This is a genomic window from Campylobacter massiliensis, from assembly GCF_014253065.1.
Taxonomy (GTDB): domain Bacteria; phylum Campylobacterota; class Campylobacteria; order Campylobacterales; family Campylobacteraceae; genus Campylobacter_A; species Campylobacter_A massiliensis.
On sequence record NZ_JACLZK010000001.1, the window covers coordinates 684,551 to 697,538 of the forward strand.

Here is a 12,988-nt window from a genome sequence, read left to right on the forward strand (position 1 = left end):
TTGGAAATTTCCGTGTTTTGTATCCAAAAGTCAAAACGTGAAAATTTTGAAAACGAGATCAAAGAGTATGCGAAGATGTCGTCTAAGTTCGCTAAAATTTCAGACGTCGTCATCTTTAACGACAAGATCGCTAAAGCCCAAAGTAAGGGGCGAGAAGAGGCGCTAAAAGCCTATGACGAGGCTTACGAGCCAAATTTAAACGGCTTTTGCGTGGCACTTGACGAAGCGGGCCGCGAATTTAACAGCGAAGAGTTTGCTAAACTCATCTCGGATAAGGCTCAAATTTCGTTTTTTATCGGCGGAGCTTACGGGCTGAGCCAAAATTTTAAACAAAAAACCGACGCCGTCGTTAGCCTAAGCCGCATGACAATGGCGCACAAGATCGCCAAACTTATGCTTCATGAGCAGATTTTCAGAGCTCTTTGCATAAACGCGAACCACCCATATCACAAATAAAGGAAAAAAATGCGCAAAAGCGACCTGGAGCAGTTTAAGGCACTTTTACTGGAGCGAAAAGCACAGATAACTAAAAATATTTTAGACTCGTCAAACGAGATGGCAGGGCTACGCCAAAGCGGCGTCAGCGACGAGTTTGATATCGCCTCCGTAAACGCCGATCAGCTCATCGAGCAATCAATCAGCGCTCAACAAAGACAAGAACTAGCCGAGATCGATGTCTCGCTGCGAAAGATCGCCGACAAAACCTACGGCATCTGCGAGATGTGTGAGGAGGATATCGGGCTGGCGCGTTTGCGCGTCAAACCGCACGCAAAATACTGCATCACCTGCCGTGAGATAGTGGAAAAAACCGCAAAATAGGGGTACGCCATGCAAATCAAACGTTTTATAGTCTACGCCGTGCTTTACCTGGTCGTAGTCGGCGCGATCGTTTATCTTTTCAATGACGGCTCTTACGAGCTTCATCTTAAATTTGCCCTTTTTGGCAGCGACATCGAGTATGCGCTAAATTTACCCGTCGCAGTTTGGATGATACTGCCGCCTGCGATTTTGACGCTATTTTGCGTGCTTCACATGGCCTATCACGGATTTAAATTTTACGCCTTTAAACGCAAAATTTCGCATGATGAGAAATTTTACAGAGAGCTCGGCAAAGAAATTTTACTCGGCCTAGATACGAACAAAGACTTTAAAACGAACTTTTATAAAATCCCGTCTCAGATAGCTAGAATCCTCTCGCCGTGGGATAGATACAAAGACGCAAATATCGAGGGCGAGGAGCTACAAAACGCCCTAGATATAATGCGCGCGGTCAAAAACGGCGAAGTCGCCGACCTAAAGAAATTTAAGCTACCTAAGGACAATCCGCTCTTTATCAAAAACGAGCTAAACAAAATAGCAAATTTGGACGGATACTATCTAGAAACGCTTAAAAAACCTATGGGCGATCAGGGCGAAATAGTCCGCGAAGCAAGGCAAAAGCTAATAAATTTAGGCTCGCTCGCCGATATCAAAAAATTTGCTCCAGATCTGGACGAAAAAGAGATCATGACACTAATCGCCCGCTTTGCCAAAGACGAGATAAAATTGAGCAACGACGAGATTTTGGAGCTGTTAAATTCGGATAAAATTTCAAAAGACAGCTTTGGTATCAGCGCCGCGACGCTAAAAAGCAAAATCGCTCCGGACGCCGTCATTAGCATATTCGAGCGCCTCAAAAACGAACGTCAAGAGGCGCAGGAAGCCTACGTTTATCTGCTGTTTGAGTTTGAGATGCTCGAGCGCGCGCAGGAGGTTTTATCAGGCCTTGAAGCCGGCGAATATCAAAATTTCCGCACTTTGCTATATCTCAGACAAAACGGCAAAAACGTCCCGACCGATCTATTTTTCAAGCACGCGCATTGCTGATAGATTTTTCAAAAAAGCCGCTTTTTCTAGCTCCGCTCGCGGGCTTTTCGGACCTGCCGCTTAGAAGCGTGGTCAAGCAGTTTGGCTGCGACGTGACCGTAAGCGAGATGATTAGCGCAAACGCCCTAGTCTATGAAGGCAGCAAAACTCTTGAGATGCTCAAAAAATCACCGCTTGAAATGCCCTATATCGTGCAGATCGCAGGCAGCGACGCGGACATCGTCAAAAAAGCGGTGGAGATTTTAAACGGTATCGAAGGCATCGACGGTATCGATCTAAACTGCGGTTGCCCCGTGCCAAAGGTCGTCAAACAGTCTGCGGGCTCTGCTCTGCTAAAAGATATCTCGAACCTAAAACGCATCGTAGAAACCATCAAAAAAACCTCAAATAAGCAAATGACTAGCGTCAAATTGCGCCTAGGCTTTGATGAAAAAATACCCGAAATTTTAGCCCTCGCCGCGCAGGACGCCGGAGCTGACTACATCGCATTTCACGGACGCACGAGAGCGGGCGGCTACACAGCTACGGTAGACTACGCCGCGATCGGCCGAGCTAAAGAAGCAGTAACCATCCCCGTCATCGCAAACGGCGACATCTCGCCCGAAAATGCGGCCGACGTGCTAAATTTAACCAACGCCGACGCGCTAATGATAGGACGCTCCTGCATCGGCAAGCCGTGGGTTTTCCACGAGATAAAGACGGGCGGCAGCATCGACGCGGCGACGAAAAAGGCGATCATCTTGGCGCATTTTGACGCGATGATCGAGCACTACGGCGAGCACGGAGCGGCGATATTTCGCAAGCACCTACACCGCTACTCCAAAGGCATAGACGGCGCCAGCGCCTTTCGCGACGAGATAAACCATATCGCCGAGCCGGAAACCCTGCGCCAAAAAATCCAAGCCTTTTTCTAACCATGCAAGGCTACATCCTGCACACGCAAAAAGTGCGCGACGAGGACCTACTCGTCTACATCCTCACGCCCTCGCTGCTAGTCAAATCCTACCGCTTCTACGGCGCGCGCCACTCAAACGTCCTGCAAGGCTACAAGATCGACTTCGAGCTCGAAGGCGGCGAAAACTTCCTCCCGCACCTGCGCAGCGTCCTGCACCTAGGCTACCGCTGGCTACTCTCGCGCGAGCGGCTACTCGCGTGGCAGCAGTTTATGCGCCTACTCTACGCGCACCTGCGAGACGTCGAGCAGATAGACGAGGTGTATTTTCGGGAGCTTGAGCTTTGCGCCTCGCGCTTTGACAGGGGCGCTCCCAAACGCCTACTTATCGAGAGCTACGTGCGCATTTTAGAGGCCGAGGGCAGGCTGCACGACGAGCTTTTTTGCTTTATCTGCGATGAGCCAGTGGAGGATAGAGTTGCGCTAGCCAGGAGCTTCTTGCCCGCTCACGAGCACTGCGCCGCGCAAAAGGGTTTTGAGATAGAAAAGATAAAAATGCTCTTTAGCGAGCGCTCTACGCTGCTGCTTGACGATGACGAGATAGACGCGCTCTACTCGGTTTTGCTTCAGGGATTTTGATCAAATTTACCGTTTCAAATTTGACTCGCCCGAATTTGCTTTCAAATTTAACCCGCTCAAATTTTATGCGGACGGATCTCGCCGCGCCCTACTCCCGATATCCAAATTTATCGGCTCAAATTTCATCAAATTTACCGCCTCTTTACCGAGTTTTGGCTAATATTTCGCAATTTTGATTTAAGGGATAAATTTAAAAAGATTCGCACTCGGCTTTGCCGCTATTTTCCTCGTCGTTTTCGTAAATTTTATTTACGAAAAGCTATCTCGCCCTACGCATTTTACCGTCACTCCTGATACTAAAATAGACCCAAACTCCGAGCTAGCCAAATACGTAACGCAAGAGGAGATAGACGACTTTACTTTTAGATACTGGGATATAGACGAATACGAGGAAAACAACGCCACCCTTAACGCTTTAAGAAATTTGCTGAGGCTAAAAGATACGGATAAGATTTTAAATTTTATGACAAGAAACGGGCTTAGTGCCGACGTAAAGATGAAGGCAAACACGACGCCGCTGATGTACGCTAGCTTTTATGGCGACGAAGCCACGGCAAAAAGACTTATAGATATGGGCGCGGACGCTCATGCGCGAGATAGCTACAAACTCTCGCCCCTGGCCTACGCCATCGAAAACAACTCCACAAAGACCGTTAAGCTGTTGCTTGATAGCGGGGTCAGGCTTGAGGAGGTCAAAGCCGTGCAGTTTTATCAAAACCATGCTATATATTCTCTGATAAATAGCATAGTCGTAGATAAAGACGACGTGCATATAAATTTTGATTTCGCCGATACGGACTCAAAGGATGCGGCAGATCCCTTCGGCTACGCCATAGCTAACAATCTACTGGAAATTTCAAAAATGTTTTTTGAGCTGGGCTATAAGTCAGAATGCAAATTTAAAGCCCAAAGATATGAGGAATTTGACTGCTTTGGCAGGCTGAGCATAATACCAAACTACGAACCTATGCTAAATTTACTCCTAGACAACAATGTTTCGGGGCAACCTACGAGTGAGGAGTTGAAAGAGGCGTATAAAAAATGCTATATAAGACACAAGTGAGCAGTTGAAGACAAGGAAAAATACATCTATAAAATGAATCAAGGCAGAGACGAAGAGGCCGAAGAAAAGATAAAGAAAAAGTATGATAAATACAAATATGCTCCTTATTCGCTACTATATGAAGACGGTCTTTTACAATACAAACCAAAGCCGATAGACCCGAAAATGATAGAAGAATTTGATAAAGAGATAGACTACTATAAGCAACATTGTTCAGATGAAAATTCTACGTTTAAAGATACCGAATCTTTTGTAAAATGGGCAAATGAAGAAAAAAGAGGGGAATATGTACGGCAGTTTTTAGAAGCGCACAAAAACAACCCCGCAAAGGTAATCTATATCGACGCCAATATAAGTAGTCAAGACAAAGAAAAGCTAATATCCAATAAACTAATCCAAAAATTAAGTAGTAAAAATGCCGCAGAGCGACGATGATGGATCGCTTATGATGCGGTAGGAGCAAGGAGATAACCGACCGACAAAAGTCAAATTTGACCGAAAGAGCGGTCAAATTTAAGCTAAATTTGACGAGTGCTCACTCCTCGTCGGTCAAATTTTGCGCCCCGGCGGCGAAAAACGTATCGCTGTGGATGTTTTCAAAAGCGGCCTTTAGCGAGACGAAAAGCTTTGGATTTTGCTTTTCTAAATTTGCCAAAAGCTCCTTAGTTTCGGCTCTAGCGTGAGGCATCTTGACGTCAAATCGCATCGCCGGACACGCCTCGTCGCCGATAACCGTAAGTCCGTTTTGCACGGCGTTTTCGCGCAGCTGCCTTTCGCGCACGAATATAAACGGCCTGATAACCTCGATACCGTTTGCCGCGATGTATTTGGGAGCAAGCGTTCGCAGCGCGCCGTTATAAGTAAAATTCATAAAAAAGCTCTCGACCGCGTCGTCGAGGTGGTGGGCGATGGCGAGCTTGTTAAAGCCGTGTTCGAGCGCGTAGGTGTAGAGATAGCCGCGCCTCATACGCGAGAAAAAGCTGCAAAAGCTAGAATTTTTGCGGATCTTGTCCTTAGATATCTCAAAGATCGAGCTGTCGATCACGTCGTGCTCGATGCCGTGCTCGGCGCAGTGGCGCGTGAGATAGGCGTAGTCCTCGCCCATGCCGTAGCTTAGCGTCACGGCCTTAAACTCAAATTTTTCGGGCGTAACATTTTGCATGTGTTTTAGCACGTGCGCGAGCGCGAGGCTGTCCTTACCGCCGCTAAGACCGAGCAAAATTTTATCCCCGCCGCGCACCATGCGGTATCTGGCGTTGGTCTGCCCGACCTGGCGCAGCAGCCGCTTGCTAAGCTCTATCATAGTCGCTCGATCATCGCGAGCATGAACTGCGCGCTGACGTTTGCCGAGTCTTGTAAAAATTTATCGAAGTCAAACTCCGCGCTACCGCCCGCCTCGTCGCTGATGGCGCGAAGCACGAAAAACGGCACGCCCAGGCTCTCGCAAACTAGCGCCACGCTAGCGCCTTCCATCTCGGCCGCATCGGCTTTAAAAGTTGCTTTGAGCCACTCTTTTTTAGCATTATCGCAGATAAACTGATCGCCCGTGGCTATGATGCCGCCTTTTAGCTCGATGCCTTTTTCGGCCGCGACGCTAGAGGCTAACGCATTTAGAGCGTCGTCGCTTTTGATAAAGATACTGGTCTCGGGCACGTAGCCGTGCGGGTGCCCAAACGCCGTGATATCGACGTCGTGCTGCACTAGACTAGTCGCGTAAAGCATATCGCCGATTTTCAAATTTGGATTTAGCGCGCCTGCGACGCCGGTAAAAAGTAGCTTCCGGGCGCCGAATTTCTCAATCATCGCACTTGCGGTTAGAGCGGCGTTTACCTTGCCGATCTTTGAGTAGGCGATCACAAGCTCTTTGCCGCCGAAATTTGCGAGGTAAAATACGTTATTTGCGTGTTTAACCTCTTTGTAGTCCTTGATGCACTCGAGCAGAGGAGCAACCTCCTCGCGCATCGCGCCTAAGATCGCTATCATTTAAGCCCCTTTAAAAGCTCTTCAAGGCTGCTAAGATCGGTGACGCTAAAGGTCAGCTTTTCGGTGATTTTTTTGTTGATGCCTTTTAGCACGCTACCGCCGAACTCCACGAAAATATCAACCTCGTTTTCGATGCTTTTGATGCTTTGTTTGTATAAAACGGGGCTAACGAGCTGGGCTTTTAGCAAATTTAGCGCTTCGTCTTTCGAGCCGTAAGCCTTCGCCGACGCATTTGAAACGACCGGGTCAAATTTAGCTGCCAACGCTGGCTCTAGCTGCGCCGTTAGCTTCTCGCTAGCGCTCTTTAAAAGCGGGCAGTGGCTAATGACGGACATATTCAAAGGCAGTACGCGCTTAGCGCCCGCTTCTTTAAACGCAGACTCAAATTTGGCGATGTCCTCTTTTAGCCCCGCGATCACGATCTGACCGTCGCAGTTGTAGTTCGCGGCGTAAATTTGATGGCCGTCCGCCTGAGCGTTTTTGCAAATTTGCTCGACCGTCTCGTCGCTAAGACCCAAAATAACGCTCATCGTTACGTCTTTGCCCGCGCAGTCCTCTTGCATAAATTTACCGCGTAAATTTACGATCCTAAGCGCATCAACAAAATCAAACGCGCCGCTAACCGCAAGCGCACTAAACTCGCCCAAAGAGTGGCCGAGCGCAAATTTAGGCTTTAAATTTACGCTTTGCTTTAGCGCGAGATAGCACATAAGCGAGTTTAAAACGATGGCCGGCTGGGTAAATTCGCTCCTGTTTATGAGGTCGTTTTCGTTGAAAAGCAGATTTGAAAAGTCGATTTTTAGGCTATCGCTTGCATTTTGTAAAAGCTCGGCGGCCGGGCGGAAATTTTCGTAAATTTCCTTACCCATACCGATGCTTTGCGAGCCTTGTCCCGGGAATATAAACGCCGCTCTCATCTAGGTCCTCTTAGTGGCAACCGCATCCGCCGTCATCGTGATGATGACCGTGCCCGCCGCAGCAACCGCCTTCTTTGTGCTCATGATGGCCGTGGCCGCCGCAGCAACCGCCCTCGCCGTGATGATGGTCATGATCGTGCCCGCCGCATCCACATGTGTGAGCGCCGGCTACCATGCCCGTAGCTATCTCGTCCTCCGTAGCGTCACGTTTGTCGAAAATTTGAACCTTAAACTCCAAATCTTTGCCTGCGTAAGGGTGGTTAAAATCAACCGTCACGTCGTCCTCGCCGATAGATTTTACTATCACGCGTACGCTCTCGCCATGCTCGCCTTGACCAAAAAGCTCCATTCCCTCTTTTAGCTCGATGCCAGCAAATTGCTCCTTAGGTAGCATCTGAACGGCGCTAGAGTCGTACTCGCCGCAAGCCTGCGCAGCCGGGATAACGATAACCTTAGTTTCGCCCTTTTCTAGTTTGGTGACCTCTTCTTCTAGTTTCTCGATGATATGTCCGCGGCCCGTTAAAAAGGAAATTTCCTGCCCTACTTGCATATTGGACTCTAAAATTTCGCCCGTTTTTGCGTCTTTTAGCTCATAAAACATAGCTATAACTTGTTCTTTCACGTTCTTCTCCTATTTATGAAAATAACGTGATTATATCGTTAAATTTATTAAAGAATGTTTTAGTTTCGAGTAGGTGCGGCTTTGGCTTCTTTGCTGTCCGGATAGCCTAGTTTTAGCGCTTTGTAAAATTTATTCGCACTTGCCGTGTCTTTTATCTTATCAAAGCTAATAGCAGTGTGATAAAGAAGCTTTGGTGTATACTCGGCCTTGTCGTAGAGCTGGATACTTTGTTGGTAGTATTTTATGGCGTTGTTGTAAGCTTTTTGCTGATACGCTATCTCGCCGAGATAAAAATTTGCCATCGCAGGCTTATGATCTTTACTTAAAAGATATTCGTATCTAGCCTTTGCATCATCAAGCTTACCTGCGTCAAATAGCTTTTTAGCTTCGCTTGCTACGTCTTGATTTTTTTGTTTGGTAAAATCAGTCTTTGGAGCTTGCGACTCAGCAGCGGCTGGACTACTAGCTACCGGTTTGTCTTCATCGTTTTTTTTTGTGGTAGCAGGTGCGGCGTTGCTCTTATCTATCAAAGCGCCCATATCCTTAAGGGCTTTGGTGATTTTAGCGTTGTTGGCCTCTTGTATTTTTCGGCTTTCTTCTACGTATTTTTTAAGCTCGTCAAAATCACTTTTTGCGGTAGAATTTCCGTCGTTTCCTTCGATATCGTTTAGTCTTTTTTCTATCCTAGACATTCTTGAGTTTAGTCCGTCTAGTACACTTTGCAAGCCCTCTAAGCGCTCTTGCATAGCATTTAAATTCGACTCGACGTCGCCCATATTTCTACTTAAATTTTCTACGTTTTGCTTGTTCTTTAGAAAAGTTTTTTCGTTATCGGTCAAACCGTAGGGACTCGAGCTATCTAAATTTCCAGCATCAAATACCGAAATTTCATTGGAGGCGGAATAAGAGAGAGTGGCTCCTATAAAAAGAGCCACGAAAGTTTTTAAATTCGTCATAAATCTAATTATGGAAGAACTTTAAATTCAGCACGTCTGTTTTGAGCGTCGCAAGCTTTTGTTTTGTCTGTGCAAACAGGATTGCTTTCGCCGTAGCTTACAACCGTGATTCTGTCAGCCGCAACACCTTGTTTTACAAGCGCGTCTTTAGCAGCTTTTGCTCTTTTTAGACCAAGTGCATAGTTGTACTCATCTGTACCCCACTCGTCGCAGTTACCCTCTACTTTTACAGAAAGAGCTTGAGCCTCTGATTGATTAAATAGGCCTGCGTTTGTGTTGATAGCAGACTGCATGTCGCCTTTGATATTAAATTTGTCAAAGTCAAAGTATACAGTTTGAACTTGACCTTCAATGCTTGAGATTAATTGTTGCAATCTCTCGCTATCACTCATCATGTTATCGCTTGAGTTCATACCGCCCATATTTTGATTAGCGTCAGCGCTCATATCAACTTCAGGGGTTTTAGAGCTACAACCGCTCAACAATAAAGCCGCAATAGCAGCAGAAGTTAAAACTACTTTTTTCATTTTCATCCTTTTATAGAAATTTAACGTGATTATATCATAAAATTTACTAAATATTACCAATCAATAGACTGAATTTTGCCGATTTTTAACGGAAATTGGAAACTTTTGTTCTCATTTACGCGAATTATACCAAGAGAACTCTGGCCGCCAAGCTCTTTGATAAACACTACGCTTTGTCCATCGCTAGAAAATCTAGGGTATAAATTTTTACCGCTTGCAGTGAGCTGTCTGATGTAATCGGTCTGCGTAGAGATCATATAAATGTTAAAATCTCTCGTTCCAAAGCTACTCTTACCGTCTTCTCTGCTAGAATAAACTATATAGTTTTGGTAGGTGCTGACGGAGTTGTTGTTTTTGCCGTGATAGACCAACTGCTCAAAACCGCTTCCATCGACGTTTTGCGCGAAAACGTTAGGATAGCCGAGTCTATCGGAAACGAAAACTACGCGTCTGTCGCCGTCGACGAAATTGCCGTTGACGTCTATGCCGCTATAGTTAGTTACCTGAGATAGTCTTTTTGAATTTAGATCGTATGTATAGATATCAGGCTGATCTTGCGGAGCCATAGTTAATAAAATTTTATCCCCGTTTTGGCTAACGTCGGAGGCTATAAGCATACCGCCCTTACTATCTAAAATTTTAGTTTTTTGGCCGCTTGCGACGTCATATCTGTAAAGAACCAAATTTTTGCCGCTGTAATCAGAGTAGTAAAACGCCCTCTGGTCGGCTCCTACCCATTTAGGAAATATATTCAAACCGCCGCGAACAAGTACTTTTTGATAGGTTAGAGTATAGTCGGCTATAACGATCTCGCTTTGCTTAGAGCCTGTTCCTTTAGCAAAAATGATAAATTTCTCCATCCAGTTAACAGGAGGCATTTTTAGCTCGTTGATCAGCTCGACTATTGCTTTATGCGCGATAAACGGGTATTTTGCTCCGTCGTTCATATTATAAATTTTCTCGTACTGAGTAGTCGCCGTTTTTGCATTTATAAGCTTAACTCTAAGGCTTAGAGGCGAGTTTGGAGAACCCTCAAGCGCGTATCTAAATATAAGCTGCGCGCCCTTCTCGCTCATAACGTTCGTATTTGAGTCGCCTTCATAACTACTTGCGACGTATTCATCCACGACCTCAAAATCAGAGCTGACCTTTAGGTCGCCTAGCATGATTTTGTGAAATTTGCTCTTAAAAGCCTGATCGCCGACGGCCGTTGTAGCATCTTGAAGTACGATTTTTGGTAGGGCTAAGCCTTTGTTGATGACCGAAATGGTTGCATCAACGGCAAAAAGCCAACTGGCAAAAGCAAGAAAAAGTAAAATTTTCTTCATTTTTCCTCCGTTATTCTAGTTTATCTTCTAGTTTGGTTCCGAGCCTAACAGCTCTGCCTATCTGGGTAGGCGGCGGAAATTTCTCAAAAGTCATACTTTGCAAGAAATCCCTAACTTTGTCGTTAAATTCGCTATTATACGATAACTTTTTTATATCATAACTAAACGATCCGTCAATGTCGATAATAATCTCAACCTCCGCCTCATCGCTAGAATCGGCCTTATAAGCACTCCATTTACTCTGCAAAATTCTGCTAATCGTACCGAAATATTCGTTGTATTCGCCAGTCATTTGAGACTTTGGAGTTTTAGCAACCTGATCCAAGGTAAGCGCATTTATAACGTCGCTAGCCTTTTTCTGCTGGGTTGTTATCTGGACTTTTTCAGGTTTTTTGCGACTTTGCTCTTTTGGCTGTTCTTTTTTCTTAGCAACCTTGTCCTCTTTTAGCTTAGAGGTATCGATACTGCTGAACAAATCCTTTAAATTTGGCTCTTCAACCTTTTTTTCTTCAGGTTCTGGCGGTGCGGGATCTGGCTCAGGCGGCTTGTTTGTGGTGTCCGGTTTAGGTTCTTCTTTTTTAACCTCTTCCTCTTTTTTTACAGGCTGGGGCTTTTCTTCTTTTACGATCTCTTTTTTGGGCTCGGGCGCCTTTACGGTGATGTCGGGCTCGCGCTCAACTATCATGATATCCATAAACGCATCTTTTGTATCGGTGTATTTTTTTGGCTCTTCCTTAAAGTAAGTAAGCTTAATAAAAATACCGCTTATGATACAAAGGTAAAGAAAAGCCGATAGTAGGAAATAGCCGGAGGTGTTAAATTTGAGATCAAATTTATCCATTAGTCTGGAGCGCTACCTTTGTAAAGCCTGCGTTTTTTACGCTCTTTAGAACAAACATCACATCGTCGTATATGAGGCTTTTGTCAGCTTTAATATAAACGGGCGAGTTTTTATCGTATTTTGCGCCGATAAGCACGATGTTGTCGGGAAGCTCGCGTAGATCCATAGTGCTTTGATCAATCCTAACCTTTTTCGCAGCATCCACTATGACGGTCAAATCTTTTCTTTGAGCCGAGGATGTTTTGGTTTTTGAGCCGTCAGGTAGTAAAATTTGCTCCTCGTAAACGATAGTAGGCGTCGTAACCATAAGAATCGCCAGCAAAACAAGCATGATATCCACGAGCGGAGTTATATTTAGCTCCGGAGTTTCGTCGAGATTTATCATTGATCTTCTTTAAGCGTTACGAGGATGTCGACTTCGCGCCTGATGACGCCCATGAGCTCATAAGCTTTTCGTTTGATAAGCAAGCTAAAGGTATAAGCTGGAATCGCTACGAATATACCTGCTCCGGTAGCCACGAGGGCCTCGCTGATAGCTGGAGCGATAACGCCTAGCGAAGCATTTCCTCCGCCTTGACCGAGCTGAGAAAATGTCTCCAAGATGGATACAACCGTACCAAAAAGTCCAATGAAAGGCGAAGTAGAAGCGATAATACTAAGCCAAGTGATACCGCTAGTCGCATTTCTCTCCGAAATACTAACGGCAACCGAAAGCTTTTCTTTAGATACGGAGCCGCTTACGAATCTTTTTAAAACCGAGTCGTTTAGAGTATGCTTAGAGCCGCCCATTAATAGCGACTCAAGCGCATTTTGCTCTTTTTTTTGCCATGAGGCAAGCCCCGCCATACGGGATAAAAGTATGGTAAGGCTTATTATGAAATAAAAAGAGAGCCAACTAAGTACGAATATAGTAATAAAACTACTTCTTGATAAGTAGTTCAAAAAAATATCAAGCCCAGCCACTATCTTGTCCGAGCCATACTATCTAGTTTTGCTACGGCAGCGGCCATAGCGTTATTCTCGCTGCTCATGCTAGCGATCAAATCCTTAGCCTTTTGCAATGAATTTGCTATCTCGCTCTCAGAATTTCCCGACACGTGAACGGCGCCGTCGGCAAGGATGGTTGCCTTACCCTCATTTATCTCGGCATATCCCCAGTTTATCGCGACGGCATCATGGCTTTTATCTTCGCTCTCGATGTCTATAACGCCGGCTTTTAAAAGCGATATAAGCGAGGCGTGTCCGGGTAAAACCCCAAACTCGCCCTCGCTACCCGGCAAAACTACGCTTTTGATATCGTTTGAAAACACTAAACCCTCAGGCGTAACGATTTCTAAATGTAATTTATTCATTA

At 45.6% G+C, this 12,988-nt stretch carries 18 protein-coding genes; 7 read left to right on the top strand and 11 right to left on the bottom strand.

The features are described from left to right. The 7 genes from H7R39_RS03170 to H7R39_RS11220 all read left to right on the top strand — a co-directional run bounded on the left by H7R39_RS03170 (position 1) and on the right by H7R39_RS11220 (position 4,895). Positions 1–456 (top strand): 23S rRNA (pseudouridine(1915)-N(3))-methyltransferase RlmH, encoded by a 456-nt coding sequence (locus tag H7R39_RS03170; protein WP_185897929.1) that lies wholly within the window; start codon positions 1–3, stop codon positions 454–456. 9 nt (positions 457–465) lie between these two features. Then, positions 466–819 (top strand): RNA polymerase-binding protein DksA, encoded by a 354-nt coding sequence (dksA, locus tag H7R39_RS03175; protein ID WP_002952411.1) that lies wholly within the window; start codon positions 466–468, stop codon positions 817–819. Between the two features lie 9 nt (positions 820–828). Further along, positions 829–1,866, top strand: a complete 1,038-nt coding sequence (locus H7R39_RS03180; protein WP_185897930.1) for a LapA family protein — start codon at positions 829–831, stop codon at positions 1,864–1,866. Then, positions 1,863–2,780 carry a tRNA dihydrouridine synthase gene (locus H7R39_RS03185; protein ID WP_185898480.1) on the top strand — a complete coding sequence of 306 codons (918 nt, stop codon included), beginning with the start codon at positions 1,863–1,865 and terminating at the stop codon, positions 2,778–2,780. Before H7R39_RS03180 ends, H7R39_RS03185 begins: the two co-directional genes overlap by 4 nt. Positions 2,781–2,782: 2 nt before the next feature. Next, positions 2,783–3,397 (top strand): recombination protein RecO, encoded by a 615-nt coding sequence (recO, locus tag H7R39_RS03190; RefSeq protein ID WP_185897931.1) that lies wholly within the window; start codon positions 2,783–2,785, stop codon positions 3,395–3,397. 424 nt (positions 3,398–3,821) lie between these two features. Further along, positions 3,822–4,460 (top strand): ankyrin repeat domain-containing protein, encoded by a 639-nt coding sequence (locus H7R39_RS11215; RefSeq protein WP_228724711.1) that lies wholly within the window; start codon positions 3,822–3,824, stop codon positions 4,458–4,460. A gap of 33 nt (positions 4,461–4,493) precedes the next feature. Beyond that, the gene (locus H7R39_RS11220; protein WP_228724712.1) at positions 4,494–4,895 is read left to right on the top strand and encodes a hypothetical protein; all 402 of its coding nucleotides are present in this window, start codon (positions 4,494–4,496) and stop codon (positions 4,893–4,895) included. 100 nt (positions 4,896–4,995) lie between these two features. On the opposite strand, the gene H7R39_RS03200 is transcribed toward H7R39_RS11220, so the two are convergent. The 11 genes from H7R39_RS03200 to atpC all read right to left on the bottom strand — a co-directional run bounded on the left by H7R39_RS03200 (position 4,996) and on the right by atpC (position 12,986). Further along, positions 4,996–5,763, bottom strand: a complete 768-nt coding sequence (locus H7R39_RS03200; protein WP_185897932.1) for a tRNA 2-thiocytidine biosynthesis TtcA family protein — start codon at positions 5,761–5,763, stop codon at positions 4,996–4,998. After that, positions 5,760–6,443: a 5'-methylthioadenosine/adenosylhomocysteine nucleosidase gene (locus H7R39_RS03205; protein ID WP_185897933.1), complete on the bottom strand. Its 684-nt coding sequence runs from the start codon at positions 6,441–6,443 to the stop codon at positions 5,760–5,762. The genes H7R39_RS03200 and H7R39_RS03205 overlap by 4 nt, the downstream gene beginning before the upstream one ends. Next, on the bottom strand, positions 6,440–7,360 hold the full coding sequence (gene fabD, locus H7R39_RS03210) for an ACP S-malonyltransferase (RefSeq protein WP_185897934.1): 921 nt from the start codon (positions 7,358–7,360) through the stop codon (positions 6,440–6,442). The genes H7R39_RS03205 and fabD overlap by 4 nt, the downstream gene beginning before the upstream one ends. Positions 7,361–7,370: 10 nt before the next feature. Then, a complete protein-coding gene (locus H7R39_RS03215; protein ID WP_185897935.1) occupies positions 7,371–7,982 on the bottom strand; it encodes an FKBP-type peptidyl-prolyl cis-trans isomerase in 612 nt (203 codons plus the stop codon). Between the two features lie 59 nt (positions 7,983–8,041). Continuing rightward, complete coding sequence (locus H7R39_RS03220; protein ID WP_185897936.1) at positions 8,042–8,938, bottom strand: tetratricopeptide repeat protein; 897 nt, start codon at positions 8,936–8,938, stop codon at positions 8,042–8,044. Positions 8,939–8,946: 8 nt separating this feature from the next. Beyond that, the gene (locus H7R39_RS03225; protein ID WP_185897937.1) at positions 8,947–9,465 is read right to left on the bottom strand and encodes an OmpA family protein; all 519 of its coding nucleotides are present in this window, start codon (positions 9,463–9,465) and stop codon (positions 8,947–8,949) included. 53 nt (positions 9,466–9,518) lie between these two features. Next, complete coding sequence (gene tolB, locus H7R39_RS03230) at positions 9,519–10,793, bottom strand: Tol-Pal system protein TolB (RefSeq protein WP_185897938.1); 1,275 nt, start codon at positions 10,791–10,793, stop codon at positions 9,519–9,521. A 10-nt stretch (positions 10,794–10,803) separates the two neighbouring features. After that, positions 10,804–11,634 (bottom strand): TonB C-terminal domain-containing protein, encoded by an 831-nt coding sequence (locus H7R39_RS03235; RefSeq protein ID WP_185897939.1) that lies wholly within the window; start codon positions 11,632–11,634, stop codon positions 10,804–10,806. Beyond that, positions 11,627–12,019, bottom strand: coding sequence for a biopolymer transporter ExbD (locus H7R39_RS03240; RefSeq protein ID WP_185897940.1), 393 nt, complete (start codon positions 12,017–12,019; stop codon positions 11,627–11,629). The genes H7R39_RS03235 and H7R39_RS03240 overlap by 8 nt, the downstream gene beginning before the upstream one ends. Further along, a complete protein-coding gene (locus H7R39_RS03245) occupies positions 12,016–12,480 on the bottom strand; it encodes a MotA/TolQ/ExbB proton channel family protein (protein WP_221892091.1) in 465 nt (154 codons plus the stop codon). Before H7R39_RS03245 ends, H7R39_RS03240 begins: the two co-directional genes overlap by 4 nt. 116 nt (positions 12,481–12,596) lie before the next feature. Continuing rightward, positions 12,597–12,986: an ATP synthase F1 subunit epsilon gene (atpC, locus tag H7R39_RS03250; protein WP_002952434.1), complete on the bottom strand. Its 390-nt coding sequence runs from the start codon at positions 12,984–12,986 to the stop codon at positions 12,597–12,599. Positions 12,987–12,988: the final 2 nt, after the last annotated feature.